The organism is Pantoea sp. Tr-811 (assembly GCF_011752535.1).
In the GTDB taxonomy this organism is placed as follows: Bacteria; Pseudomonadota; Gammaproteobacteria; order Pseudomonadales; family Pseudomonadaceae; genus Aquipseudomonas.
In genome coordinates, this window is the sequence record NZ_VWXJ01000019.1 from 80,731 (window position 1) to 107,026 (window position 26,296).

General features: G+C 51.9%; 23 protein-coding genes. 13 read left to right on the top strand and 10 right to left on the bottom strand.

Annotated features, from left to right (window positions below; translation table 11 throughout):
• The first annotated feature begins 29 nt into the window (after nucleotides 1–29).
• The 3 genes from F3J44_RS23940 (at nucleotide 30) to F3J44_RS23950 (ending at nucleotide 4,690) form a co-directional block, all read left to right on the top strand.
• A complete protein-coding gene (locus F3J44_RS23940; protein WP_167276649.1) occupies nucleotides 30–2,846 on the top strand; it encodes an insulinase family protein in 2,817 nt (938 codons plus the stop codon).
• Nucleotides 2,847–3,363: 517 nt separating this feature from the next.
• Nucleotides 3,364–3,906, top strand: a complete 543-nt coding sequence (locus F3J44_RS23945; RefSeq protein ID WP_167276652.1) for an adenylate kinase — start codon at nucleotides 3,364–3,366, stop codon at nucleotides 3,904–3,906.
• 163 nt (nucleotides 3,907–4,069) lie between these two features.
• Complete coding sequence (locus tag F3J44_RS23950) at nucleotides 4,070–4,690, top strand: hypothetical protein (RefSeq protein ID WP_167276655.1); 621 nt, start codon at nucleotides 4,070–4,072, stop codon at nucleotides 4,688–4,690.
• Between the two features lie 38 nt (nucleotides 4,691–4,728).
• Here the strand turns inward: F3J44_RS23950 and F3J44_RS30425 are convergent, their stop codons facing one another.
• Both F3J44_RS30425 and F3J44_RS23960 read right to left on the bottom strand, forming a co-directional pair.
• Nucleotides 4,729–5,052 (bottom strand): metallophosphoesterase, encoded by a 324-nt coding sequence (locus F3J44_RS30425; RefSeq protein WP_205300134.1) that lies wholly within the window; start codon nucleotides 5,050–5,052, stop codon nucleotides 4,729–4,731.
• Between the two features lie 96 nt (nucleotides 5,053–5,148).
• Complete coding sequence (locus F3J44_RS23960) at nucleotides 5,149–5,820, bottom strand: HNH endonuclease (RefSeq protein WP_167276657.1); 672 nt, start codon at nucleotides 5,818–5,820, stop codon at nucleotides 5,149–5,151.
• Between the two features lie 669 nt (nucleotides 5,821–6,489).
• On the opposite strand from F3J44_RS23960, the gene F3J44_RS23965 reads away from it, so the two are divergent.
• Nucleotides 6,490–7,368, top strand: coding sequence for a hypothetical protein (locus F3J44_RS23965; RefSeq protein WP_167276659.1), 879 nt, complete (start codon nucleotides 6,490–6,492; stop codon nucleotides 7,366–7,368).
• A gap of 387 nt (nucleotides 7,369–7,755) precedes the next feature.
• Here the strand turns inward: F3J44_RS23965 and F3J44_RS23970 are convergent, their stop codons facing one another.
• From F3J44_RS23970 to F3J44_RS23980, 3 genes are all read right to left on the bottom strand, one after another.
• Nucleotides 7,756–8,007 carry a hypothetical protein gene (locus F3J44_RS23970; protein ID WP_167276662.1) on the bottom strand — a complete coding sequence of 84 codons (252 nt, stop codon included), beginning with the start codon at nucleotides 8,005–8,007 and terminating at the stop codon, nucleotides 7,756–7,758.
• A gap of 156 nt (nucleotides 8,008–8,163) precedes the next feature.
• Nucleotides 8,164–8,847, bottom strand: a complete 684-nt coding sequence (locus F3J44_RS23975; RefSeq protein WP_167276665.1) for a metallophosphoesterase — start codon at nucleotides 8,845–8,847, stop codon at nucleotides 8,164–8,166.
• Nucleotides 8,848–8,871: 24 nt separating this feature from the next.
• A complete protein-coding gene (locus F3J44_RS23980; RefSeq protein WP_167276668.1) occupies nucleotides 8,872–9,117 on the bottom strand; it encodes a hypothetical protein in 246 nt (81 codons plus the stop codon).
• A 437-nt stretch (nucleotides 9,118–9,554) separates the two neighbouring features.
• Between F3J44_RS23980 and F3J44_RS23985 the strand changes: the two genes are divergently transcribed.
• The 7 genes from F3J44_RS23985 (at nucleotide 9,555) to F3J44_RS24010 (ending at nucleotide 17,598) form a co-directional block, all read left to right on the top strand.
• Nucleotides 9,555–9,698, top strand: coding sequence for a hypothetical protein (locus F3J44_RS23985; RefSeq protein WP_167276671.1), 144 nt, complete (start codon nucleotides 9,555–9,557; stop codon nucleotides 9,696–9,698).
• A 753-nt stretch (nucleotides 9,699–10,451) separates the two neighbouring features.
• The gene (locus tag F3J44_RS23990; RefSeq protein ID WP_205300136.1) at nucleotides 10,452–11,372 is read left to right on the top strand and encodes a hypothetical protein; all 921 of its coding nucleotides are present in this window, start codon (nucleotides 10,452–10,454) and stop codon (nucleotides 11,370–11,372) included.
• Nucleotides 11,373–11,782: 410 nt separating this feature from the next.
• On the top strand, nucleotides 11,783–12,430 hold the full coding sequence (locus F3J44_RS23995) for an HAD family hydrolase (protein ID WP_167276674.1): 648 nt from the start codon (nucleotides 11,783–11,785) through the stop codon (nucleotides 12,428–12,430).
• The gene (locus tag F3J44_RS24000) at nucleotides 12,430–13,221 is read left to right on the top strand and encodes a hypothetical protein (RefSeq protein ID WP_167276676.1); all 792 of its coding nucleotides are present in this window, start codon (nucleotides 12,430–12,432) and stop codon (nucleotides 13,219–13,221) included. The genes F3J44_RS23995 and F3J44_RS24000 overlap by 1 nt, the downstream gene beginning before the upstream one ends.
• 722 nt (nucleotides 13,222–13,943) lie before the next feature.
• On the top strand, nucleotides 13,944–15,134 hold the full coding sequence (locus tag F3J44_RS24005; RefSeq protein WP_167276679.1) for an ABC-three component system protein: 1,191 nt from the start codon (nucleotides 13,944–13,946) through the stop codon (nucleotides 15,132–15,134).
• Complete coding sequence (locus tag F3J44_RS30430) at nucleotides 15,131–15,625, top strand: three component ABC system middle component (protein WP_370526777.1); 495 nt, start codon at nucleotides 15,131–15,133, stop codon at nucleotides 15,623–15,625. The genes F3J44_RS24005 and F3J44_RS30430 overlap by 4 nt, the downstream gene beginning before the upstream one ends.
• The gene (locus F3J44_RS24010) at nucleotides 15,622–17,598 is read left to right on the top strand and encodes a DUF3732 domain-containing protein (protein WP_167276682.1); all 1,977 of its coding nucleotides are present in this window, start codon (nucleotides 15,622–15,624) and stop codon (nucleotides 17,596–17,598) included. The genes F3J44_RS30430 and F3J44_RS24010 overlap by 4 nt, the downstream gene beginning before the upstream one ends.
• Before the next feature lie 171 nt (nucleotides 17,599–17,769).
• Here the strand turns inward: F3J44_RS24010 and F3J44_RS24015 are convergent, their stop codons facing one another.
• The 5 genes from F3J44_RS24015 to F3J44_RS24035 all read right to left on the bottom strand — a co-directional run bounded on the left by F3J44_RS24015 (nucleotide 17,770) and on the right by F3J44_RS24035 (nucleotide 22,618).
• Nucleotides 17,770–18,135, bottom strand: a complete 366-nt coding sequence (locus F3J44_RS24015) for a histone-like nucleoid-structuring protein, MvaT/MvaU family (RefSeq protein ID WP_167276685.1) — start codon at nucleotides 18,133–18,135, stop codon at nucleotides 17,770–17,772.
• Nucleotides 18,136–18,307: 172 nt separating this feature from the next.
• On the bottom strand, nucleotides 18,308–19,033 hold the full coding sequence (locus tag F3J44_RS24020; protein WP_167276687.1) for a hypothetical protein: 726 nt from the start codon (nucleotides 19,031–19,033) through the stop codon (nucleotides 18,308–18,310).
• A 149-nt stretch (nucleotides 19,034–19,182) separates the two neighbouring features.
• Nucleotides 19,183–20,298, bottom strand: a complete 1,116-nt coding sequence (locus tag F3J44_RS24025; RefSeq protein ID WP_167276690.1) for a hypothetical protein — start codon at nucleotides 20,296–20,298, stop codon at nucleotides 19,183–19,185.
• Between the two features lie 308 nt (nucleotides 20,299–20,606).
• On the bottom strand, nucleotides 20,607–21,413 hold the full coding sequence (locus F3J44_RS24030; RefSeq protein WP_205300138.1) for an AbiJ-NTD4 domain-containing protein: 807 nt from the start codon (nucleotides 21,411–21,413) through the stop codon (nucleotides 20,607–20,609).
• Between the two features lie 173 nt (nucleotides 21,414–21,586).
• The gene (locus F3J44_RS24035) at nucleotides 21,587–22,618 is read right to left on the bottom strand and encodes an HNH endonuclease signature motif containing protein (RefSeq protein ID WP_167276692.1); all 1,032 of its coding nucleotides are present in this window, start codon (nucleotides 22,616–22,618) and stop codon (nucleotides 21,587–21,589) included.
• Nucleotides 22,619–23,680: 1,062 nt separating this feature from the next.
• On the opposite strand from F3J44_RS24035, the gene F3J44_RS24040 reads away from it, so the two are divergent.
• Both F3J44_RS24040 and F3J44_RS24045 read left to right on the top strand, forming a co-directional pair.
• Nucleotides 23,681–25,411: a caspase family protein gene (locus F3J44_RS24040; protein WP_205300140.1), complete on the top strand. Its 1,731-nt coding sequence runs from the start codon at nucleotides 23,681–23,683 to the stop codon at nucleotides 25,409–25,411.
• The gene (locus tag F3J44_RS24045; protein WP_167276697.1) at nucleotides 25,408–26,286 is read left to right on the top strand and encodes a hypothetical protein; all 879 of its coding nucleotides are present in this window, start codon (nucleotides 25,408–25,410) and stop codon (nucleotides 26,284–26,286) included. Before F3J44_RS24040 ends, F3J44_RS24045 begins: the two co-directional genes overlap by 4 nt.
• Nucleotides 26,287–26,296 lie beyond the last annotated feature (10 nt).

Sequence of the window (26,296 nt, forward strand, 5' to 3'; positions counted from 1 at the left end):
GATTGTTTCACTACGAATGGATGCGTTGAATGCCCCTGCTGCCCTCTCTTCTGCCCGCTGCGTTGCTGGCAGCGCTTCTGCCCTGTACCTCGATGGCGGCGTCTTTGATCGTCTCCCCCAAAGACCCACACCAGTACCGCAGCTTCCAGTTGGCAAACCAGTTGCCAGTCCTGGTGATTCACGACCCTCATGCCACCCATGCGGCCGCGAATGTCTCGGTGGCGACGGGAAGCGCCGCCGACCCGGCCGACTTACCTGGCCTGGCTCATCTGACCGAACACCTGGTGTTCCTCGGCAACAAACGGTTCCCTGACCCGAACGGCTACAGCGGTTTCATGGGCAAGGTTGGCGGTTTCTACAACGCTACAACCTCTGCGCACACCACAAATTACTATTTCTCGGTACCTTCCAGGGCCTTGCCCGAGGCGCTTGACCGCCTGGGTGCCACCCTGTCGACGCCACTGTTCGATCCGCGCTATGTCGACCGCGAGCGGCATGCGGTGGATGCTGAATTCCACCTGCGCTCCGACTGGGAGGTGTGGCGCATGGCGGAGGTTCTCCGCCAGGGTCTTAACCCTTCCCACCCGCTCGCGAAGTTCAGCATTGGCAATTTGCAGACCCTGGGAGAGGATCCGGTGCGCCTGCGTAACAGGGTGATGGCTTTCACCCATGATCACTACAGCAGCCTGAACATGCGACTGGTGATCAGTGGCCCGCAGTCACTCGACGCCTTGCAGGCGATGGCCACCGAGAGTTTCGCCCAGCTTGCGAAGCACCCCATCAAGGCAGCCCCGGCCCTTGTGGACTTGGCAACACCTGGCTTGCTGCCTGTGGCCCTGACCATGAAACCCATCAAACCGGCCCAGCGCCTGTGGCTGATTTTCCCGATCAATCGGCAGGCGCCGCTTCCCTCGGATACCGCTGTGGTGTTGTCCGAGATCACCGCCAGGGGGCCAGGCAGTCTGCAGGATGCATTGCGCAAGGCAGGGCTGGCACGCAGTGTCGGCGTGCACTGGATGATGCACCAGCGTCAGCAGGCGTTACTGGGGATCGAAATCGATCTCGGCCTACACACCCGCGCCGACCTCGACCGCGTGCAGGCCAGCGTATTCGCCTATCTCGAACTCATCCGCAAGCAGGGCCTGGAGAGCTGGCGCTTGCGCCAGGATGCCCAACTGGCGGCGGAGCGCTTCGCTGAGTTCCAGCCGCGCAGCCCAGTTGACCTGGTACGCGAAATTGCCGCGAATAGCATTGTATACCCGCCGCAGGACTGGCTGTACGGCCCTTACCGGCGCAATAGCGATGACCCGCGCCCGGCCACAACGCTGCTCGATGCGCTGACGCCGGGTAATCTGCTGCGGGTCTGGGTATCGCCCGAAGCCGACACCTCAACCACCACGCCTTGGATGAACGTGCCCTACAGCTTGACGCGGCTGACCCACTGGCCTGCTTCCCAGCCGGTGGATGGCCTGGCGCTGCCCGCTGGCAACCCTTACGTCGCCGACGACTTCAAAGTGCTGCCGGTGATTGAGCATGCGCCCCAGCGGGTGATCGAAACCCCAGGCCTACGTGTGTGGCACGCAGCTGAGCAGCGCTTCGATGCCCCCCGTGCCTCGTGGCGCCTATCCCTGCGCACCCCGGCGGCAGGCTCGGCCGCTGAACACGTGCGCCTCAGCCTGTTCACGCTTTGGGCTCAGGATCGTCTGCAAGATGCCCTGCGTGATGCCCATTTGGCGGGCCTGCAGGGGAGCGTAGACATTGATGACGGAGGATTGATGCTGCGCCTGGACGGTCTGCGCCAACGCCAACCATTGTTGCTGCAGACGATGCTCGCGACCCTGGTCGACACCGAGGTCGATGCGGCGACCTTCGACCGTGTGGTTGGCCGAGCCCGCGAGTACTGGCAACCACAGAGCCCCGCGACCCCGGACGCCGCGATGAACGGGGCGGTGAATCTCATTCTTTCACCCGGTAACTGGCTACCTGCTGAAAGTCTCGATGCCCTCGGCCAGGTCACCCTTGCCGATTTTCGCCAATGGCGTACCCACTGGCTGACCCAGTTGCATGTCGACGCCATGTCCACCGGAAATCTTGAGGACGCCGGCGCTATGGCCATCGGCCAGATGCTCGAAAACGGGCTGCACCCGAGCATTACCGCCGAGCAAGTTCCTTTCACCAAGAACCGCCGTATCGGCGCGGATCTACCGCTGGCGCGCACCGAGAGTACCAGTCGCGATAGCGGGTTGACGTTGCTTTGGCCCCTGCCTGAAGAAGGCCTGGCCTCACAAGCGGATGCTTTGCTGCTGGCGCAACTGATTCGTGCCCCGTTTTATCAAACGTTGCGCACGGAGCAGCAAACGGGCTATCTGATCTTCGCCCAGGCTCTCCCAGATTGGCGACGTCCAGCACTACGACTGACCTTGCAATCGAGCGCCTACCGCAGCGACGAAATTCGCAAGCGCATGGAAGCCTTCCTCGACGCAGTCGAACAACGCATCGCCCAACTTGACGACAACGCCCTGGGCAAATTGCGCAACGCTGTAGTGACCAACCTCAATCCACGCATCCAGAGTGCCAGTGCAATGGCCGATCGATACTGGATGGAGATGGTCATGGGGGAATACGACTTTGGCGGCAGTGAGCGCCTGAGCACGCTGGTTGGTGAGCGCAGCAAGGCGCAACTCGCGGCCCGTTGGGCTGCGTTGCGCCAGGCGCCCGCCTTGTGGTTGGCGTGCGATCCAGATCAGCGGCAGAACCTCTCAAGCTTCACACGAACACCCACGCATTTCGAATGGCTGCCAACGGTGAGCGAATCAAAAGCTCAGTCAGGGATCATTGATCGCTAGTGGAATGACTATAAGGATGTCTGCACGAGTTTGTAACATTTGGAGAACGAAGCTCATGGACTGGAAAACTTCTCTCATTCTGCTCACATTCAGCGTTGCGAACTTTTCGTACGCGGATACTCCTGCAGAGGTCATCGGCGGCGCGTTCGGGTCTTTGGACTGCGTGTCCGTCAGTGATTTGCAGCAGCGCCGGCTCTGTGAAGCTCGATCGGTTTCAAGCGGATCCGGGTGCAGATCTCTGTCATCAGCATCTGATCGTGAAGGATGTCTTGATCGGGAAACCATACCGCGCCAATCGCGGGTGGCTAATGATCGAATAGAGGTGAATCTCCGATGGCCCCCCATCGAGGCTATAGCACCTGCTGCTTCAGCGGCAGAACAGGCTACCGAGCTGGAGCGAATTGCCGAAAGCTACAGGGACAAGCTTCGGAGATTGCCTTGAGAAGCACTCATGAAACGCAGAAGTGAGGTATGTCCCCGCCCGCCGCAAAGCCGGCTGGCATTCATGGAGGAGCAAATGCGAATCTACATTACAGGTGCATCCTGTGCGGGTGTGACCACTTTGGGGCAACATCTTGCCGTGCAGCTGGGGCTGCGTCATGCGGATGTAGATGATTATTTCTGGATGCCCACAGATCCTCAGTTCACAACCAAACGGCCGGTCAGCGAGCGTGTTCCGTTACTACAGCAAGCACTCGGCCAAGATGATTGGATACTAACCGGATCTTGTATGGTCTGGGGTGATGCGCTACTGGCACACGTCGACCTGATCGTGTTCGTCGTGACGCCAACACCTGTCCGCCTTGAACGTCTGGCGGCTCGTGAAAAAGCTCGTTTTGGGGATCGCATCTCCCCCGGTGGAGACATGCATGAAATACATGTGGGGTTCAGGGAGTGGGCTTCGCAGTATGACAACCCAGACTTCTCTGGACGCAACCGGGCGTGGCACGAACGGTGGTTATCAGGGCAGCCGTCTCCAGTCCTGCAAATTGACGGGACGATCAGTGCTGAAAAAATGACGTCGGAAATCACCCACGCCTTGTCGCATCTATCGCATTAATGCTCTACCGGGATGTCAGCGGCTCAATGGTAAACGTCCAGTCAAGTCATCTACCTATCCAGCTTTCAGCACGGGGGTGACTGTTTGCGGCCCGTGCAGTAAGGTTCGCTACCAAAATCACCACAGCCTTCCAGTGGTGGCAATACAGCAAGTAGAGCGAACAATGAACACCTTCAAATCATCAATCCAAAACGTAGCTGCTGCCATAGGCCTCATCGCAGCAGTGACAGTCGGGGGATGCGTGATGATCCCTTACGACACGCCGGAATCAAAAGCCCAAATCCAGCATGATCTAAAAATTGCACCATCGGATATTCAAGCCGTGTCGGAAACGAACTGGTGCTTGTTCCCATATGGGAGCGATGGCAGCTGCAGAGTCACTCAAGGCCTGGGCGTGTTGACCAGCAAAGGCCTGATCCTCAGCCTCTACAAGAACCACACCTACGTTGAAACCGCGCGCATCCTTCCAGAACAAGTGCAATGCGTGAAGACAGATGGTGGTCGCACTGCACTCGAACCGTTCTCTGTACTCACCAAAGACCAAGCGATCATGCTCGCCGTCATTACGCCTGGTGGAAGATTGAATGGGCCTGTGAAAGTCAGTTTCTTTGACTATCTGACGAAGCCAGGGCAGCACGTCTTCACTGGAGCAGATGGCAGATATGTGCGCAAGACGGGTCGACATCAAACCGTAGGCGGAATGGTGTCAGGCACTGCCATCCCGTGGAGTACAACACTCGACGTCACCGAGGTTTATAACCCTTGCCCGCAGGTTACAGATTAACGAGGAGCGGTGCGTTCCCTGTACGGGGCCGTCGTCGATCACGGCAGAGAAATGTCGAGCCGTGATGGGTTATCGTAGGGGTACGCCCAAGTCACCTTGCGTGATGGGATTACACGGCCATGCAGGCTGCGCTCAGAGAGGCTGCAGCCATGGAGGTTATGCCAATAGGCTGGACGATCCGTGTCATGGTTGCCGTGAATGAACCAGACCTCTGTCTGCCCTAAGATCGGGCGAAGGATCATGTCCAAGGGCAAACCGCATTCAAGGTCGCCCAGGAATACCACTGCCTCGGGACGGTGAAGCTTCACCAACCTGATGACATGATCAAAGCGACCATGTACGTCACCCAGAAACCAAATCACTCACTTCCCCTACACATTCCTGTATCACCAAGGTGTAACCGACTTGATGATTTCGGTGATTTGCCTCCAGTAGTAAAACAACATATACCCGCTAATTCAAAGCCTGCGGCCATCAACCTTTCCAACGAGAGATTTGCGCTTAATCGAAAGCACGTAAATTTTTTCAGAACACACCTTAAATATGACGTTTACCTCGCCAACCCGCACCTCCGAAGCATCCAACTGAGATACATTCCTAACCCCCTCCATGTTTCCATACCGAAGAGAATCCAGACGAAAACAGACTTTATGAGCATTAACACCAAGAGCCATTAAATCACTCTCTGCATGACCCACAAAGAAAATAGGTTTTACAGTTTCGATCACATTAGCTGCTGCTAGCCGCGGCATTTCGACCTTTTCAATCACGTATCCACAATCATTCAACCTAACCGCCAAACCACCAACAAGCTGATCCATGCCAAACGCACCCGAGCTAACAGCTCGTTCTATATCCCTGATTATTTTATCAACCGACTTTGCAGTTTTAGCCTTACCAAGAATTTCGTTTAGTTTCTTTTGCTTTCGGCTGACTTGATTGAGATACAAGATCATCTGATTAGGCGCTATATGCATCCCGCCTTTGCTAGAATTGCATTCCTGACAAGATGGAACGAGATTAAGAGAGCTTCGGATATCAAAGTCTTTCATCCCAAGACTGGCAAAAACCTCCGCACGCTCAGAATGATTGCTTAGTAAATACTCGGGTATGAGGTGATCAATATGCATTGAGCTATACGATAACGGCCTGCCGTCATAAAAGCATGCCTTATCGAATGCGAGCCAAATGGCCTCTCTGAAACCATCGCTGAATACTTGAGATGACATCGTTACCGCTTCCGAAAAATTTTGATGATACCAGAAACGCATAGCAAAAGCGGCTCACTAAAATGTCGAGCCGAGCCTCAGAAATGTCCACTCTGCCCCGGTCGAAATGGAAACACGTCAGCGGTCAAATGATCACGCCTTGCACGATCTGTAGCAGACACGAGATTGGCCCGATGCTGATAGACAGCACGAGCCGAGTGGAGCTATCGGCTGCCATTTCGCAGTCGACGTAGAGGGACGGCGGATCACGATCAACAACGACTGCTATGAACTGGACTGATGCGAGCGATGCTTGAGCCCAGAGGTAAGGCGCTGGGAGTTTGATCCAGGTTATCGCACAGATCCGATTGCTCGCAATCAAAAATGAGAGCATTAGACCTTAGATGCAGATCCTGTAAACTTAGTAAGGAGGGTTGTGTGCGTGCCCGGTCGTGGCTGGTTGCCATAAACTGGGGCACCAGTATGATCCAACGTTTCGACCCTCTGGACGCCCAGCTATCATGCCTGCACCCCTAGTGCTTTTAACTTAATCAAAAACATGAACAAAGACGTGTAGCGACGAGGCACATAATGGAATTAACAAATAATGAATTTCTTGAAATTGAACGAAAGTTAGGCGACATGGTTGCCCAATACACGACTGCCATTCATAGAATTTCACCCAACGACGATCGAGAACCTCCGGGAGACCTTCATGGAACCGGGAACCTTATACAAATTGAAGAATTAAAATATCTATTGACATGCGAACACGTGGCCAAATTTATTAAACGCGACGAACTTTGCATTGCTTTCCGAAATGAGGGAATAGTTTTCGGATTGGCCAATCCTGCATCTGCTCTTTTAGATCCTGCAGACATCGCAATTGTCGGAATTAGTGACAACGACTGGGAGTGCGAACCCCATGAGAAAAAGTGCATCCAACTCGCTCAGCTAGCAGATCGCCACTCTCCGATGGAGGGCGAGTGGATGTATATCTCAGGATACCCAGGAGAACTGGCTCATGCTTGGCCGCCTATGCCAGATGAAATAGGACGCACACAGGAATCTGGCCAACAACACTTCACAGCTATCTCATTCATGTGCCAGATTCGAGAAGAGTTTGACGATGAATTATCCAATGAGCATCCAAGGCCTTTGGAAGATATGCACTTTTTGCTTCCCTACTCCCCAGAAATAGTAGAATACATGAGTGAGGGGCCTGATAAAGTGTTACCACTTCCACCCGGGCTTAGCGGCTCACTTGTTTGGAATACGCGATATGTTGAAGTCACCTCATCAGGTCGAGCGTGGGAACCAGAAGACGCCCGCATTACCGGTATCATCTGGGGAGGCTCATCTAAGTCTGGAGTACTAGTCGCAACGCCAGTAGGGTACATCTGGCAGCTAATTGATTCCACCATCTCCAATATCAAAGCCGGACGACCATATTGGAACAACGGCGTGTGAGTCCGATGGGTAAGCGCTGGGGGATGCGATTCAGGCGGTCGTACATCGCGTTGCTCTGCTACCAATGTGGGAGCATCAGACCCTGGAGCGGATGTTGAAAGCTCTGTAGAGCGATGCGGGCGTGCCTTTCCAGACCCGATGTCGTGAATCGAGCTCTCTCCGCACGCCGACGTCTCGACCCTTCAGGTCTCCATCCGTCACGCCGACGCGCTCCGCTTGCGAAAACGGCTACGTTTTAGCGATTAGATGATGACCTGGCCGATAGCCATGACCGACCTGAACTAGAGGTCACCCAGGAATTACCCCGGCGCTCGTTGGAGTATCCCCGATTGAGAGATAGCCTCACGGCTGGCCGACCATTCGCCACATCGGTCGGACTGCCGACGCTCACTGCTGGATCTGCCAATCCTCCAAGCGCTCGCACATGTCGATGACTACCACTTTCTCAGCAGTGCTGGCGTCAGCACCCTTTGACAGCACAAAGTCGTCCAACTGGTCATACCCAAACACTAGCCCTTCGCAAATCAAATCCTCATAGCACGCCATAACGTCCTCAAGGCCTGAGTCGCTGCGAGACATCACGACTTTCATTTCAGGATCGAAGGCTTGCAGCAACTGAATCAACTCACCGACCTTCATGCTCTCCCCCCAATCCTCGACGATCACTAAATGCAACTGTTCACGCCCTCCTCTACCAGCTCAGGATTGCAGGCCTCACGACGGTGCAGCCGGCCTCTGCCCAAAGTTTCGACAGAAATGATCGAGCACATCTTGGTATGTGCGCAACACCAAACCTCAGCTGATGACCGAGCCATCAATGGCCATGATGGATCGGAACGCTACGCCATGAGCCTCGAATTCCAGCTTTGACCATTCAGACCTATAGTCGAGAGAGTCATGGTGATGCCCATGCACAACCATTTTTGCCCCCATTGCCTGGGCGAGCTCATCGATCTCTGAGTAGCCGTAGGGATGGCAACTCGGAGCCTCATGACAGACCAAAATATCCGCCTTTTCCATTGCGAGCGAGAAGTAATCATCTGGGTAAATTGCTGACAGCGCGTGCTGCCTCTTCGTCGCGAGTATGTCTGCCGGCTGTGGCCTGAGCGCTAGGTGCTCAAGGAAGCCTTCGTAGTTCTGGATGCCGGTATTAGGGCTACCTGGTAACCAGACTTGCGACTCGAAGGTGCCCCCCAGCCCTGCTATACGATTGCCAGCAATCTCCACTACACGGCCATGCAGACTGCGCTCAGAGAGGCCGTAGCCATGGAGGTTATGCCAATAGGCTGGGCGATCCGTGTCATGGTTGCCGTGAATGAACCAGATCTCTGTCAGCTCTAAGATCGGGCGCAGGATCATGTCCAAGGGCAAACTGCATTCGAGGTCACCCAGGAATACCACTGCCTCGGGGCGATCACGCTTCACCAACCTGATGACATGATCAAAGCGACCATGTACGTCACCCAGAAACCAAATCACTCGCTTACTCCACACATTCCTTTATCACCACGGTGTAATCGACTTGATGATTTCGGTGATTTGCCTCCAGTAGTGGAGCAGCAAATACCCACTGATGATGACGGCTTCTGGAAATGCAATGTAAGCCACAACGGGGCTCACAAACCTGTCATCGATGCCGAGCACGAACAGCACTCCGAGGCTCAGTATCATGCACGGTATAGAAACGAACGCGAGCACAGTGAAAGCCACGCTCACCACAAAGATCAAATCCACGAACGTCCTGAACACAGATGTTGCTCCTTGAAATGCTTCATGTGCCGGCGATAAATACGACCAGAACCTCGGTTCCCAGGATTTTACAACGACACGTAGCCCCTGCGGAGCAGGACGAGCTCGATTTAGCTTTACGGTGGGCGTACCCTACCGGGCCCGGCTGTCGTGAATCGAGCCATCGTCGAACGACGACGACTCGCCCCTTCGGGCGTCCATCCGTCACGCCGGCGCGCTCCGCTTGCTGCCTCTCATTCAGCGACCTCTCGAAGATGTCCTGAGACCACTAAGGCTGCTTTCCTCCCCATCTATGCCACTCGTCTAAGCTGATTATCTTCAGCGATGGCGGATGCAGGATTGCTCGCTAGGCCTAAGTTACCGAACCGAGCTATTCGCCGCTGCGGCGACCCAACCAGCTACTGCTCGAAAAGGACAGCTCTCTCATCAAGGGTGCAATGGATATGCGCAAGAATGGCCAGCCCTGGTATCTGATGCTGTTGGCTCTCTTCGTGGTGAGCTGGGCTGTCGGCAAGAAGGACACGCCCAAAACTGAGCCGTCACTCAGCCAGGCGCCTGTGAGCGCTTTGGCTACAACCTGATCACCGGCACCACACCGACACAAGCTTCGGCACCTGAGCACTTGGTCAACGCGGACAAGCTGAACCTGCGCGCGCAACCAGGAGGGAAAGTCATTTCCAGCCTCAAGCTTGGGGAAAATGTGCAGGTCTACGAGCAGAAACAGGAAGGGGGGCACGCATCAGCTTCGACGGCCAACCGCAGCGATGGATCTCATACAAAAACCTCTGCAGTGGCTCCAACTGCTTCGCTATAGGCTTAACCCCTCGTAGCCATTGACTTTTCTCTTGACAGGTGGCTAAATCCTCATAAGAGTGCCCTTTTCCATGCGACATGCTCTATAGGAGGCGGCGGGGCGTAGCCCCGCCGCCTCCTATAGAGCAGACGCGTAGGACTCTCGCACTCGCTTGCGGCCCACCTTGCGACGATCGCTTTTAGCACTTATGCTTTCGACATACGCACACACCTCGTCGGTGTCTATACATCCTAGGGTGCGATAGCAAAGTGTGTGTGTTAGCCTTTATACGTGTACCTTTTTTCAGTCCAAACAGGCGCGATTGCGATGAATTTGGCCAATATGCAAGCTCAGAGCCTCAGCTTTTCCAGCCTCCTTGCCTACAAAGACATGGCACGTGAGCAGCAGGTGCAAGCGGTCTATAGTGCCGACCGAAGCGCGCTCGAGGCGGCAGCTCATCTAGTCAAGTCGGCGCTGAGAGGGAATGCGGTAATCGCACGCCCTCGTAGGTTTTCTGCAGCCTGATAGGTAGCCTGATAGAGTGTCACAGTCTGAGCAGCTACCGAAAACTGCACCAAGTGCCACTACGACCGCCCCGCTATCGCCCTTTCAGCTCCTGGATCGATCAGAAGTCTTTGCAACGCTTCGAGATCTGATTCAGCGCGCCTATCAGCCTTCTGCCGAGGAGGTTGTGAAGCAGCACCACCTAGTGATCGTGGGTGGCCAAGCGCTGACGCTCTGGGCCAGGCAGTATCTGATCGATGAGCTGACCGGTGAAGAAGTCGGCTTTGTAACCAGCGATGATTTGGACTTCATCGGCAGCTCCTCCTCAATTGAGCATTGCCGGCAGGCACTGAATATCGACTTTCGCCGTGCCACCCTTGAAGACAACACGCCCAACATAGCCATCGGTCTATACGAATGGCAGCATGACAAAAAGCTTGTTGTGGACATCATGGGTGAGATCGCTGGTGTCGACGAGAAAACGCTGCTAAAGAACCTCTCCTTCATCGACTTAGAGGGCGTAGCTGTTGCAGTCATTGACCCCGTCACATGCATGCAATCCCGGCTTGCCAACCTTTTTGCGCTGTGGCAATCGAACTGCCACCGAGAGGCAATTCGAACGAATATCGCGATTAGAGCAACGAACTGCTTCATTCGGGAAATTCTCATATACGACGGCTACCGTGCAGCAGCGGGCATTATCAAACGCGTTAGAAAGCTAGCTCTTTCAGATCACGGCAAGCGAGTGTTTGTGGAGTACGGGATCGACATCTTTGATGCGATTCCAGACGATCCAGCCATATTCCCCTCAGCCTATAACACTTTTGAGCGCCCAAAAAATCTCAGGCAGCTTGAGGATGTTCATCGCAGAAAGCTAATCCAATACGCTCGGTTTGGACGTAGCGATGACATTCATGTATCGCATACACCACAGTCGACACCTCCTGACCGCCGCTGAACGATTCGTCCTTAAGATGTATCGATCAGTGTGCCAATACCTTCAAAAGTGCCCCCTTGCGTTATCTGGCTTGAGCTCACCCAGGAAAATTTCTTTGGGTGCTGCGCGGTACTCTTCGTCATTGCGAATTGGCGGAACCCACCTGTGCAACCCCGTTAGTGTATTAACCCCCCTAGAGCACCGACTTTGTGCAGTTGATAGTCGAAGGCATTCAATCTCCTCCGCTAGAAGCGCTTGAGCCTGGGCATCGTGATGAGCTCAGATGGCCGCCAGCGCTTGCCGCAGCAGTGATTCGCCGTCTTGCCCCCCCAACACTGTTCTCTTCACTCCTTGGGCCTCAATGATTTGGCATCCTTCATCTGAGGTCTTAGTGTACTCTCGCTCCCGCCTGGTCGACCACGGAGATACGGATGGCAATCACAGCAGTGATCTTTGACGCCTTCAGCACAACCCTGCGGATCAGTGCGCCCACGAATCCGTATCGCCAGTTGCTGCGAGAAGGTGTGAAGCATGGCCGGCGCCCTAGCCCAGGCGACCTCCATAAACTGATGACTATTGATGCCGGGCTTCGAGAAGCTGCTGACATACTCGGCATCCAGGTTACACCGTCACGCATGGCTGAGATCGAGTCTGACCTTCAACGGGAGATCGAATCCATCGAGGTGTTCCCGGATGCACGCGATGCGATCGCCCTCCTCCATGAGCACGGCGTAGCTACCGCCATCTGCAGCAACCTCGCTGCACCCTACGGGCCGGCAGTGAAGACGCTACTGCCAGATCTCAACATCTATTCGTTCAGCTACGAGCTCGGCGTCACCAAGCCTGACCCAGCGATCTACCGCGCCGTGTGCCATGATCTTGGAGTTGTGCCTGGCCACTTGTTCGGCAGTGCGGCTCAAGTAGCAATGATCGGCGATTCGCCGCGCTGTGATCGAGATGGGCCTCGTGCTATTGGCATCAAAGGCTTTCATCTGGATCGATCCGGTGGCGGAGCTAAACGAGATCTCGTGCAATTCGCAGAGCTGGTCGTCGAGCAGTTCACCAAGGAGCTGGGTTGATGAAGCAGCACCCATCTCCAAGCACGACCGGCATCTACTGTGGAGCAACGACTTCTATGTTCATCTCGCCTTCCATCTTGGCCAGTGCCGAGGAGCTGGCAAGAAAGGCAGCGGAATTGAATGGCCTCATCGCGCCCCAAACCGCCACCCACCTGGCGCAGCTCATTGAGGCTGCAGATGGGCCGCTGACGCAGGTATGGGATGCCACGGAACACGGATCTGACCAAAAGAACCTTCGTCCTGATCCAGCTATCGATCCTCGCCGTCGCATCGTTGCGGTATTGGGCCATTACGATCAGTTGCTCATCAGTGAGTCAATGGGGCACAGCGCTGCATGGGTATACGTCAAGCACAGCTTCGAACAGCTTGGCCTTCATCCCCGTTTGTGGCGACTGCCTAGGGCAATCAGCCGCTGGAACCAGCTGCAGGTAGGTGAGACCGAGCTTATGGAATTCAAGCTCATGACCTGTATCAAAGAGGTCGATCACATCCTTGATGTGTTCAACCGCAAAAATCTTCGCCAGCGAGTGCTCCACTCCTTCAGTAGCAGCAAGCTCATAAGGGATGCTGGCGTTGGCACCAGAACGGGGCCAGCGGTACTAAATCTGCTAATACTGGGTTCACAACCCAGTAGCGAATTTGAAAGTTTTACCGGGCTGCCGATTGGAGTGTCCGAAAAGGAACTAGCACGGCTAAAAGGCCTAGGTCTAGTGATAGATTCCTCCAGCAATGCCGCCTGGATTGAGCCAGGGTTGCCCGCATGGTTTGCTGAAGGTTCATTAGATATTTAGAAACCCAACAGGATTAATCACGATAATTTTGGATGAGACAAGCCATCCGGCGTCCAGCTTTCCCCACATCAAGCATCCGCCAGAACTCATCGGAAAACCCCCTTCAGTACGAATATCTGAGCTGCAGCTTCAAGCACCTGCACCTTCACCTTCACCGCTTGAGGCTCTACTAGCTGCTCGCAACTGTGCTCTGCGAGCATCATGCATTTCGAGTCATTGTCCGTCCGCGGTTAGCAGACCGCATTTCGGCCGGCTACTGAGCGCATGGGTAGACAGTGCTAATGCCACCGCCAACCAAGAGCAGAGAAGTAAAGCCTCGTCCAAATCTGTACCTCGCCTACCACGTGGCTGACAGCCCTACCGACTTGCACATCACTGCTGCGTTCGCAGTATCATATGGCCACCACTCAATGGATGGCCACGACCGAGCGCCGGATTGCAAACAAGGAGAGCTGAAGTGGGACTAGCGTGCATTGATAGCACCAGATTCGAGTCAGCCCCTCAGAGGCAGCAGATTTTCTTATCCGATTGCAGAGTTCGCAAAGAGGCGGATATGAAGCTGCCCGACCTGCATCCAACCGTACCTCCGTCCTGCTCACACCAAAAGAGAAATGCGGTCGTCCCCGCATGGCTACCTTGGCTACAACGTTGTATATGAACCAGATCAAACCGAATGAGATAAACATCCCTAACATTTAAACACTTGAGAAAGATTTATGGCTATGAAAAACGCAAGCGCCAGCGCTGCGGGCTACGCCTACCAGTTTGAGCGAGCGCTTTATCGAATATTTACTGCGAAACATCGCTTCGCGCGCATCGGCATTGAGACTGCCGATGATCTCGAAGAAATCAGCTTCATCAAGGATGGAAAAAAAAGAATATTAGAGCAAGATAAAATCTCAAAGCTAAAAGACAGCCCACTTAAAGACAGTAGTCGCAACCTATGGAATACGCTCAGCATTTGGCTTAAGGAAGTTTATACATCAGGGGACGACTTTACAGAACATGAATTTCTCTTAGTCACCAATAGACATATCCCAACAAGCAGCCTGGCTCATACTTTGTCCCGCTCTAAAAGCGAGGAAGATGTAGCTCAAGCCATCAATGAGCTTAGGGCGCAAGCTGAGAAGATAACAGGTGCTGTAGAAAAAATTGCAAGAAATGTATGCTCCTATGACGATGAAGACATTGCATACATAGTAAGAAACATGACCGTGGTGGATGGACAAGACGGAGACTCCTTAAAAGAGGAAACTTATGCTGCCCTACAGCTACCGTCCGACATTAAAGGAAATGAAGAGAGCATTTACGAGGCCCTGATCGGACATTTGCTCAGCAATTGCTTAGCCTCATGGCATAATGGCGCGGCCTTCTGGGCGGAAGTCCAGCCATACTTCAACAAAAAACATACCCTCTGCGAGCTTTACATAAATCAAAGCATGGCTCCTCTGCCGCAAGAGGAGACTGGCTACAAAACGTTAGTTGAAGAGTACAAAGACCTCAGTCTCCCCTTCCTCACACAACTGAAAAAAATCCTTCCTAGAGAGATCTTGCTTAAGAAAGAACTTGGTCACTTCTGGGCAGCCTACTCAGAAAGAACTCGCCTTCTCGCCAGCGGAAAGATCCTTTTACAACACATTGACGAAGCAGAATCAATTCTCGCTGCGCGCTGGGAATCAATCTCAGACTCTCGCGTACTACTTAAAGATAAAGATCCATCTGAATTTACATCTGAGGATTTTAAAGAAATCTACGTCCAGACCTCTTCATGCGACAATCAATTTTCCATGAAGCTAGGGCGTATCAAATCCAATCAACGCTATCTCTTTATGGGAACATATCACCACCAAGCCAATGAGGGAGATAGCAAACATCCAATTCACTGGCACCAGGAGAAGGATGAAAAAAATTGAATACCCCTCACCTCGACAAACATCTAATCCATAACAGCTCGATGGCATGCTTTCTCCTAACTTCCTTCGTTGAAGAATATTGTGGAGAGAAATCACCACACCCTATCGATCTACCAAAACTTCTACTCGTACTACCAATAGTCTGGAACGAAGCAGCGAGAAAAGCGCTTGCGAGAAAAAACACTCGTTCTAATGCGGAATCTATCATTCGCGAGCACCCGATACTAAAGGTAGATCTCACCATACGCGTCCAAGCACATACCGCGACGACTTTTCAGGGCCTAAACCTGGCAAAGTCAGCTAATCTCATAACGTCCACCGCCCAAACTAATGGTGAGCCATCATTTGTGAGAAGTGAAACGAGGTGGCCAAAAGGCACAAAACCACGACTTCCAGATGATATGTTGAAAACTACTCGCCAGCTCGCAATTTGGTTCTCAAAGATACCAACCGAAATCCTCTTTAGACTATTCTTTGGCATGCAAAAATGAAATTTACAATTAACGCAGTAATACTGTGGCCGCTAGACGCCAAAAATGAAATTCAATACATTCCTTTCGAAGAGGATAAAATCAACATAATCCACGGCCTTAGCGGCACAGGAAAGTCATCGATAGTCCACATCATCGATTATGCCTTAGGCTCGTCTAAATGCCAGATACCAATCGGTATAATTCGTGACAGCGTAGACTGGTTTGGTCTAAAAATCACATTCAAAAGTGAATCTTGGATTCTGGCCCGGAGAACGCCAGGAAAAGCGCAAAGCTCTGGTGAATTCCACCTATCTAGCTTCAATGGGTCAATACCGAACATCATTGTTAGAAACATGAACAGGGATGATTTCAAAGACAGCTTTAACGCTCTAGTAAGGATGTCCGACCTCCCGCACTCCGATGAAGAAAAGCCCCGACCATTTGACAGGCGCAGTTCATATCGCGACATGGCAGCATTTAATTTTCTGCCGCAACATATTGTCGCCAACCCAAACACACTTTTCTTCAAAACAGACTCATACAAGCACAAAGAGCGATTGACGCGCGCGATGCCGTACGCCCTAGGCATCGTGGACGCTAACTATGTGATGAACGAGCGCCGAAAAGATGAAGCAGAAAAAGAACTAGATTCGATCAACAAGCAAATCGCAACTATTGAAAAGTCAAAGAAAGCCTGGTCACATGAAGTCAATCGGTTGATTAGTGGCTGTATTGAGACAGGCTTACTGCCCTCCATGATTTCCGACGACTTTGAAATAAGGGTGGGACTGCTCCAATCTGTCGTTGATGCTTACAACGAAAGGAGGCTCGAGGACACGCTAACGGAGCCGAACCGATTACATTCAAATAACGAGTATCGAGCAGCCCTGGCTGCAGAAATGGCTCAAAATGAAATTGTAGAACACCTAGCCTCCGAAGTATCTGGATATGAAGACTTGTCGGCAGATGGACATAAATTTAATCAAGCCATTGAAATGGAAAGATCTCATGCTATTAGCCTAGATTGGCTCAGAAAGACTGTAGCTCAAAACAATGAGTGTATCGCTTGCGGCTCAACCACGGCAGCGCTCCCGTTGGTAATTGAAAACCTGGAAAATAGAGTAAATCAAGTCACGCGAATTTCTGATGTCCTGAGAGAAAATCCTGTTATCGACAACACGCTATCTTCACTCAAACGTAATTTAGCCAAACAGCAAAAAGAGCTTCAACGTCTTCGATCAATCAAAAACGAAATTTTGAATCGAGATCAGAAACTGAAAAACTCAATAAACCAAATATATTTCCTAGCGGGATCAATAGCTTCTTTACTCAAAAGACTTGGAAAAACAGAAGCTGACGAAAGCCTTAGTTTGCAAGCTGAGGATTTAGAGAAAAAAATTCGTAACTATGAGCGAGCCATGAAAGCGTCCAACCGCTCCACAAGAGAGCAGCAGGTGGACTACGCTATCTCAGAGTTGATCGGCGACTACTCCGAAGGCCTCGAAGCCCCAGAAGGTTCGACTATTTTCTTAGATCGAAAGGATCTTACACTTCGTTTCGATGGCAAAGATGGCGAGCGCGATTATCTATGGGAAGTAGGAAGCGGAGCTAACTGGATGGGGTACCACCTTGCGGCGTTCCTTGCCATTCACGAATTTCTTGCACAACCCCTAAATCAACATCTGCCGCCTTTCGGCTTCATCGTAATCGACCAACCAAGCCAAGTTTACTTCCCAAGCAGCCACAGCGGAAGTAACGACTTGGATGGGGATTTTGCGGACATCAATCAAAAGAGGCCGGCCGATGTTATCGCAACCCAGAGAATTTTCCAGACGCTTTCCGAAGGTCTGAAACGATCAAACTTCAATGTCCAGATCATAGTACTTGAGCATGCCGGCGAGGAGATCTGGAAAAGCGTTGACCACACGCATTCAGTTGCCTCTTGGTATAAGAAGGGTGATGGTCTCATCCCTGAGTCCTGGCAGCACTAAACGGATGATTGGGCCGGCTACCCAAAAATTTCAGGCCAGCCGGCCTTTCTTAATATAGGGTGCACTCGCGTACGATAGCACCCTGCTCCAGCCATGATTTCTCTGCAATTTCAAGTGAGAGTACGATAGAGCTGAGAATTCGACGCAGCAATTATTGTCAGCGCTATTCTATTATTTATTCAGCCAGCCTTCGACTACGTCGGCGCCGTACTCTGCCTTCCACTCCTTCAGCAGCTTGTGATTACCACCTTTGGTCTCAATGATCTCGCCGTTGTGTGGATTCTTGTACTGTTTTACCTGACGAGCACGACGCGGAGCTTTCTCTACAGCAGCAGGTGCTGCACGCCGGACGGACTGCGGATCCAGCAGATTGATGATGTCGCGCAGACTGAAGCCATACTTATTCAGCAAATCACGAAGCTTTTCCTCAAACTCAATTTCTTTCTTGAGCTCGGAGCTACCCTTCATTGCCTCAAGCTCAGCGAGCTGAGCAGCCAAGGTTTGCTCTAATTTACGAAATTCTGCTAAGCGAGACATGGATGATCCTCAGGTGTTCGAAAAGTGCTTATAGCGTACCCCAACGGGGGGAAGCGAGCCTAATGAATTCGATAGCGCAATACCAAATTAGTTCGGGAGTCATTTCAACATGTATGCAATACGCAGCAGCACTTGTCGACTCTAACCATAAGATTAGCTAGGTCGTATGATTTCATGCGTCTACACCATCAAAGCGTTGTGCGTCTTGCCAAAAATTGCAGCTAAAGTTATTCAACCCCCCACCGTAGGGACTAGGTCTCACTGCGAACAGCTCAGGCACAGTATCGCCGTCGCCACCATCGCGGAAGTACTCCCTCATAGAGAAGAGGGCCTGAGCCTTCAAGCGCTCCCATTCTCTGTACAGAGTGTCTTCTAGATCCCTCGCTGCTTGGGCGGCGCTGGGTTTGCGCTTGGGCAACGGTAACGTGTAGCGGGGCTGAGGGGAAAAATAGTAGACGAACGTCAGGTGCCCGTCCTTCCAGCCCGCAGACGACGACGCTCGCCAGCGAAACGACACTTGCACTGATAGTCGCTTACTAAGGTGGAAAGGCGGCCTGACCTGATCGTCAATGAAGAACAATTCACCCTCTTTACGCTCAGTTTCGAGCCGCCCTTTCATCTGCTGCAAAGCGTGAATGAGGTCATTGCCGGCGTACAGCGCATCCTGCCGAGTGCGTTCGCGCTTGGCATGGGCCTTGGCCTTGCTGTACTCAGTGATCGCTTGCTGGAACCCCTGGAGCTTGATACCCACAGAGGGCCCACACTTATCGAGACCGAGGCCATGAATCGGCCATATGTGCTCCTCATCAAGACACTTGCGTACCGCCGACCGAAGCACTGTCTCATCAACGTCGCTGATTGCAGCTTGCTGATCACTGGGCAAGTTAAAGCACGTCATAATCACAAATTTCCTTGTGTAGGAGGCCTAGCCACCACCTCATCTGGGCTAAAGCCATTGGCAACTTTCTGCCTATACCTCACCCCAGAGGGTGGCCGTTTGAGATGCCTCCATAAGGTGAGGTTGTTTAGGTTTATCCACCCGAGACCTCAGAAAGGCCAGCGCAGCCAATCCTCATTGCGCACACCAAACTTAATATTTGACCACTCATCCGTCAGTTCACAAACCTTCCTGTAGTGCTCTTGATTCGCTGGGAGATTAGACGCCATGCGCCAAGAAACAAAGCCCTCATCACCAGCAGCACAAATTAATTTTTTGGTGTAAGTTTGTATTCCGAGCGCCATACCGTCGTAAGTTTCTTTATCACCACCAGCCAATTGATGCTCAAGAGAGGTAGCCTCAATGCTTTGCAGCCTGAAAAGATGAGATGGGTAATCATCTTCTTGGGTATCATTCCGCATTGGCCGCTGGAAGCTAAACGCCCAGAACAAGGAAGCCACCATATAAATACATACGCCAAAATGCACTGAGCGGAGCGCTCCTTCGTCATAGCCAATATACTCCGACTCCGGAAGCAAGCTTTCTCTAAGCTCGACGAGCATGAACTGAAATGCGTAAGTATCTGCGATGATTTCACGAGTGTGTGCTGCCAGCCTATCGGCCTCACTCATCGCCTCACCTCCACCCAGTGCTTCGTGGACAAAGACTTCATCAGTGGCCGATAACGAGGAAGGAGCTGCAGATTTTGAACTCCCGGCTCGCCTGTCCCCGTGCAAATTATGGAGATGCCCTATTTCATGCAACACAAGAAATACAAATATGCCTTCGGCAAGCATTTCGAAAGCTTTTCTATAATCGTCCTGATTAAGCCACCAATACCTTTCATCTGACCAATCGAATTCAGCGCTCTTGAACCAGTAGCTTAAATTGTTCACCCAGGGCTCGTAGAATTCATCCTCTGGGGATTTCTGACGCCGCTCTGCCCCCACCATCATAGCTGAGGTACGAAATATAAGATCAAGCATACCCTTACAAACTAAAACCGCTTGATGACCGTGAACAGCCGCGGCTTGGACTTGCACGCTGTCTAAGAGATAGAAGCTCGAATCACCCTCTATATATTTCTGGCACAGCATTCGACCGACGAAATCGAGCTCAGAATAGAGCACATCTTCTTGAATCGAAACGTCGAGAAACGCTTCGCCAGTTTTCGAGAAAATTTGCCGCCTGATGTAATCTTCAACCGCATCTTTATAGCTTTGCATAACAATCCTTTGCGCAAGTGATTTTTCGGGTTTGTGTATCGGAAACTCAGTTTTTACTTATAAGCCTAGCACGTTGATCGCGTACTTTGCCACATGCTCGGGCACTACCTTCGACTTCTCTCCCGCTCCGTGAGCAAAGCCAGGCTTGTTACGGAGAATGCCCCCAGAAGCTACGGATGGATATTATGGATATCGATCCTACCCAGTGGCATGAAGGCGGCGCTTTCAAGATGTATCCGTGGGTATTGGAAGAATGACATCTTCAGTCATTCCTCATCTGCCGTGGAAAGGCCAGACACCGGTCAGGATCAACACGTTTTCTTGATCAGGTAGCTACTGACCGAAGCGCATAGGTCAACAACGAGCTCTGCCTCCTCGAATGAAGGTTCACGCCCTTCCTGGATATGCCGCCCGAACTCCGAGGCGTACGCCCAGGTTTTGATGACTGCCTGATCCAACGGTGCGGGAATCAGCGTTCGGCAATCATTCATGATCCGGCCCAGGGTCGCCTGTTGGTCACCCGTGACTTGCCGAGCGACGCACTCCAGCGAAACCATGGCGAGCTGGATCGCTCCGGTCGGGTCTGGAGAAGGTCGGCGTGAGAGGTCAGCTATCGCCTGGTGCAATTCCTTGCTGGCCGTGACGTGCCCGTATTGATTTTCAGTTTCTTTCGCGGAGGTCAAAACCTGCTCAAAGGATTCAGAGCCACGGATCTCGATTCGACCATTCAGCAGCTTCCAGCCTATGCCGTGCTCGATGAAGAACTCATTCACTTCGGTCGTAAAGTGCTCGTACACGCCGCCATCGTAGTTACAGTTACCGAAGTGGTCATCAAGCCGTTCAATGACGTCATACACCTTGAACCACTTACACTGCTCAAGCAGCTGGACGTTTTCATCATGGATATTGGGTCTCTCAGTCCAATTCTGCTTGTCAGGCAATACCTTCAGGGTCTGGCAAATTATTTGACGCAGCCCTGAAGGCTTGAGACCACATTCGTAGCTCAGTTGAACCAGGTACTCCTGCAGCGCTTGCGGTGCCTCTTCTCGTATGGTGATTTCGGCTTCATCAACCTGCGAGAAACCGTGACGTCTTGAAAATGAATCCTTCATCATCGCCCTCTACCTGACCTAGCCCACTAGCACATCGCCACACGTAGCCGCTCAATATTGCCTGACATTGCGGGCCTGGGATAGGACAGAAGCTTCGACACCTGGGGGTGATTCACACGCTCAACGCGCAGCGACCGACTATGGTCACAGGAGCGCGGACTCAAGCCATGCCCCCGCTATGAGCAAAGTGATTCACCGTTCCCACCATCGTTTTCATCGTCATCCGGATCGAAGCCTTCAAACTCCTCATCGTCATCATGCTGACCTATCAGACCGCTTTGATAGAGGCCAATCTCATACATTCTCGACTTCAATTCTTCATGAGCGCTGCGAATCGCCAAGACAGTAGCCCCGAGACACAAAACACCGTTTTGATCTCTCTGTAGCTTGTTCACGCGCAAGAGACAGCCCAAAGTGTGCACGCCAAGCAGCCATTCGGTACGTGCTGAGCCCGACGTTGCTTCGTTTCTATCGAAGACGAAAGTGATTTCGACTTTGTTGACGCGTCGTCGCCCCCGAACCATGTCCGCGCCGGAACCGTCAGAAGGCATATCCGTAAAATGATAGGAGCCTTGTACAAACACTAGGTCACCAGGGATTACCAGAATATCGAGTGTGCCCCGATCAAGGTCATCCGAAATATTCCTGACACAGGCGTGATCCATAGCGGCCCGTAGCATACCGCTCATGTAAAGGTACAGGCCGTGCGATGGAGCCTGACCGACGTACCAAAGACCCTCTCGGGTGCAAAGGTAGCCGTCCTCATCACAGACCCCATTGCGCAGGGCAGCCTGGAAACCCTTGAGCTGGGTGATTTTTACTCCGACATGTTCGGCAATTTCGAATACCCTAAGGTGATTGAAGTACCACCATTGGCAACTCATTATCTGGGTGGACTTGAATACGGCCAGCGGATCAATCCGACGCACCTCCTGTTCCCACATCGCCTTTTCTGACTTAAGCCGGTCAGCTGCGAGCGTAAGCTCCAGAGCATGCGTGGAATGTGCCTCCCCATGATGGATAGAGCAAAGGACTGCCAGGTTGGCCGGAGAGTGGTCTCGGCTTTCTGCCCATGACTTGATGTGATGAACGATGACTGGGCGCTCAGCATCTCGACACACACAGCAAAGCCAGCGATTGTCATAAAGCGTTTTGATGAGAACATCCTGCGGTATCGGCGGCCTACCCGTTCCGAGGATTTTGGGCACGACGGACTCACTGAGCCCCAGCTCCAGCAGTTTCTCTGGACATTGCATTCGAAGCCTTGCGAGCGTCCATTTATCCTCCCTCAGCTTCCTGGCCAACCTACTGTCTACCCCTCGTGCCATGAGGGCTCGCTCAACGGGATTTCTAGTCACGAGCTCGATTCCGTTTTGAGATCAGTGAAGGTTAACCGATGACGATCTGGACTGCTGCGGAGTCCTGTCATCCATTGAATTCGCAGATCACTATCACAATGCGGCGGTCGAGAAACGCCGGTTCCCGGCCTTCTCTATCCGAGGCGCCTCAGCTCCGTTCCTGTCGTAAGGACGGTTTAAGCTACCGCTGGAGAGCTAGAGTGCATGAATTCTGTAGGATGTCCACTAGGGCCGTCTTACGCGGATGGCGGCCAGTAGGTTGCCGCCACCAGTAAAAAGACAAGAGTCTTAGGCTACTCGCCTTTCAGCAGGCTGCTGATTAGTTGCAAGGCATCGTGCTCGTACCACACCCCACGCCAGAGCCCGAGTCATCGATTCACCTGGGCACGAGAGGAATGCCTCCTCATGCAGTGCCATACCGGTACCGGCATACACACCGATGAACAATTGGGTGTTGCCCGTGCGCGACAGTCGCACCTGAATGTCCATGGTCGTGCCGTCGTCCAGCGTCTCATCGTTAGACCTGTGATGAAGCATTGGGTCTGCCCATTTCCAGAAAACCTCACCGCGTATCCGCATGCCGACCTCCTACGACTTTAGTCTTGTTTTTGGGGTGCTATCACCATAGCGCAGCGAAGCGGTCACGCAATCGCCGGAGGGCAGATTATGGATACTGAATGTGACGAGAATTGCTGCATCCGAGATAGAGCGCATCCCGCTGCCGCAGCGCGAACAATTACGAGTGGATTGCTCGAGAGGAAAGGTGGCCACAAGCCAGCAGATTGGCACCAAAATTTACCTCATTACGAGTATGCTCAACAGTGGCTTGCTACGTCGGGTGCATGACTACAGGCCCTTCGATGTGTGATCGTCTCGCTATTTTGCAAAGGAGTGTTTGCTGTGAAGCTATGCATGACAATCGGAATATCCAACTCTTTCCCCTTGACTCCTTTGCCAGGAGCGATTACTGCGGCCCAGGAAATATTTAATTGGGCATCAAGCAACGACTTCGTTGCCTCTATGATCACAGATGAGGTACAAGCCGTAACCGTTCCTAGACTTAGAGAAGCACTTGAGAAACTGCTAAATCAGAATGATAGAATCGACCTTTTCGTTTTACATTTCGCAGGCCACGGTTTACGCAGGGGAGCAGAAGAAAACATTTGGTTACCAAGTGACTGGCACGATGAATTGCGCGGAATATCTGTAGAGGCCTTGAAAAAGCGCCTATATATGCGTGGAATCAAGAGCCTTACGATCATATCCGATGCATGTCGATCATTGCCCAATGACATTGAAACGACAGAGATTATACCAGACGCCGTTTTACCAAGAGGCCCCTGGAGAGAAGAAATACCAGTCATTGATCGATTCAACGCCGTCACCGATGGACAGCAAGCATATATGCTACCGAGCGATGGCGTAGCTCCAGCGCGTTGTATTTTTTCTAGCGTACTGATTGAAGGTCTTCAAGGATATGATGAGTCCGTCTTCGACAGGTATGTAAAGGATTGTGTAATCCCTGAATCTCTAGCACTTTTCTCTCGCGAGAGAATGCGGCAGATTGGCACTCAGTATCGACTGGAGTGCAACCCTGAATACCAGATCGGGATACCAAGAGATCACACAGTTTATCAACACCGCTCCTCAGCCACCAATGGCGAACAGACTATAATTTGGCCCACCCCACCGAAGCAGGACAATCAAGAGCCCGTAGCTTTTACACAAAAAAATTACACTAAAAAACTCAGCGCAATATCTCGCATCGCTCATAGAGACGAAGGCTATATATCTGACCGCCTCATAATCAATCAAAGTAGAGTCGACAAACATACCAACCTTATAGTTACTGGGGGCACAGCTTATCGCATATGGAGCACATGCCCCAGTTTCGCGATCAGCACCGACTACAGAAAGCAATATCTTGTCGAACTAGGCGATAAACCTGCAGCTCAAGTTCTTATTGAGCTAATTAGCGGCATTACTATATCAACCATTGTCTACAGAGATTTAGTTACGATTGTTAGCACTGATAAGGGCGGCGTAATCGGCTGGGCGTGCGTGAACAAATGGCAAGGCATTAGGAACCAGCTAGAAAGTACAATCAAGGCAATCAGCGACATCCAAAGCGGAAATATGTCAATGGATAAAATCGATCAGATTGCAGTCGACCTTCGAAGAAGCAAGCATATAAATCCCACTCTTGGCGCCATTTCTTCATATCTGTACGACTTTGCAGGCGACATCGATAATATTCACCGAACCGCATATTACTATTGCAGACGCAATCAGGCGATACCGTTTGACATCGCTTTCATGGGCATGCTTAAAACTGATCAAACAGATAATGGTTACACCGTTCAGGTTCCAGCTGTAAGTGAGCGAAAGACAAAGTCACCTGGTGATAACTTACCGCACTGGGCCACGGAGGCAACGCCTGCAGAGGAAGGTTTTGTCGCAGGGCTTTGGCCATGGCTACATCAAGGGTGGCAGTTTGTCGAAAACCCGTGCGATGAGGAAAAGCCAACCGCCTCGCCACTTTACGAAGTTATTCGATACTTGGCCCCCTCTCAATTCACCTCATTCCGACCGCAAGGCGCCGAGTTATTAATCAATAAATTCAATATGGTGGCAAACTCATGAAAGTACTCATGATTCATGGAATAGGCCAGCAAGCTGTTACAGCCGACAAACTTAAGGATACGTGGACATCTGCTCTGGAAAACGCTTCACCAGGAATTTTAAACAACACCTCTATAGGAATGGCCTATTATGCAAAGGAATTAGCTGAATGGACTAAAAATAATAAGCCTCATGGACAACCAATGGGCCCAGGACTGGAAGACACCGACGCCAGCAGTAGCGCTGAATTAATATTCCTCACTCAGTCCCTACAGGAAGTCGCCAACAAAAATGGCATAAGTGATTCTTCAATCCAAGAAATCATGAACACCCAAGTCAACGGCGCCGTAGCAATGGACAACTTTATCTACCGCCGACTTGTGGCTATTGCTCGTGCAATTGAGAGTTTATCCCCAGCTAAGGGCTCTATTCTACTGCGCATCATCAAACAGGCGTACGTCTATTTGAATGTGAACAATGCCACTGCTGCGATAGATAATTTGGTTAGGCCTCATCTTCAAAACCCTCCGAACATCATTATCTCGCACTCCCTGGGGACTGTTATCGCCTTCAAACTACTTAGAGAAATGGCAGCGAAGAGTCCCAACCTTAAGATACCGACTTTCATTACCTTAGGCTCTCCTCTTGGGCTTAACTCTGTCACTAAAAGCTTAGGGCCACCACTCAGAAAGCCAAACAATGTCAGCAGATGGTTGAATTTTTACGACCCGTCTGACTTTGTCACACTTGGAAAGAGCTTAGAAAAACCAACATTCGAAGGCGAAATTGAAAATTTTGGCAATATTGATAACAAAACCCCTAACGCGCACGGCGTGATTGGTTACCTTCCTGACAAGGGGTTAATTACAGAACTCAAAACTGCTCTTAGCAGATAACTATAAACCA

Bases quoted from the DNA above. Each gene is read 5' to 3' on its own strand.
- F3J44_RS23940 (WP_167276649.1), top strand. From the start codon at position 30: ATGCCCCTGCTGCCCTCTCTTCTGCCCGCTGCGTTGCTGGCAGCGCTT.
- F3J44_RS23945 (WP_167276652.1), top strand. From the start codon at position 3,364: ATGCGAATCTACATTACAGGTGCATCCTGTGCGGGTGTGACCACTTTG.
- F3J44_RS23950 (WP_167276655.1), top strand. From the start codon at position 4,070: ATGAACACCTTCAAATCATCAATCCAAAACGTAGCTGCTGCCATAGGC.
- F3J44_RS23960 (WP_167276657.1), bottom strand. From the start codon at position 5,820: ATGCATATTGATCACCTCATACCCGAGTATTTACTAAGCAATCATTCT.
- F3J44_RS23965 (WP_167276659.1), top strand. From the start codon at position 6,490: ATGGAATTAACAAATAATGAATTTCTTGAAATTGAACGAAAGTTAGGC.
- F3J44_RS23970 (WP_167276662.1), bottom strand. From the start codon at position 8,007: ATGAAGGTCGGTGAGTTGATTCAGTTGCTGCAAGCCTTCGATCCTGAA.
- F3J44_RS23985 (WP_167276671.1), top strand. From the start codon at position 9,555: ATGGATATGCGCAAGAATGGCCAGCCCTGGTATCTGATGCTGTTGGCT.
- F3J44_RS23995 (WP_167276674.1), top strand. From the start codon at position 11,783: ATGGCAATCACAGCAGTGATCTTTGACGCCTTCAGCACAACCCTGCGG.
- F3J44_RS24000 (WP_167276676.1), top strand. From the start codon at position 12,430: ATGAAGCAGCACCCATCTCCAAGCACGACCGGCATCTACTGTGGAGCA.
- F3J44_RS24005 (WP_167276679.1), top strand. From the start codon at position 13,944: ATGAAAAACGCAAGCGCCAGCGCTGCGGGCTACGCCTACCAGTTTGAG.
- F3J44_RS24010 (WP_167276682.1), top strand. From the start codon at position 15,622: ATGAAATTTACAATTAACGCAGTAATACTGTGGCCGCTAGACGCCAAA.
- F3J44_RS24015 (WP_167276685.1), bottom strand. From the start codon at position 18,135: ATGTCTCGCTTAGCAGAATTTCGTAAATTAGAGCAAACCTTGGCTGCT.
- F3J44_RS24020 (WP_167276687.1), bottom strand. From the start codon at position 19,033: ATGACGTGCTTTAACTTGCCCAGTGATCAGCAAGCTGCAATCAGCGAC.
- F3J44_RS24025 (WP_167276690.1), bottom strand. From the start codon at position 20,298: ATGCAAAGCTATAAAGATGCGGTTGAAGATTACATCAGGCGGCAAATT.
- F3J44_RS24030 (WP_205300138.1), bottom strand. From the start codon at position 21,413: ATGATGAAGGATTCATTTTCAAGACGTCACGGTTTCTCGCAGGTTGAT.
- F3J44_RS24040 (WP_205300140.1), top strand. From the start codon at position 23,681: ATGACAATCGGAATATCCAACTCTTTCCCCTTGACTCCTTTGCCAGGA.
- F3J44_RS24045 (WP_167276697.1), top strand. From the start codon at position 25,408: ATGAAAGTACTCATGATTCATGGAATAGGCCAGCAAGCTGTTACAGCC.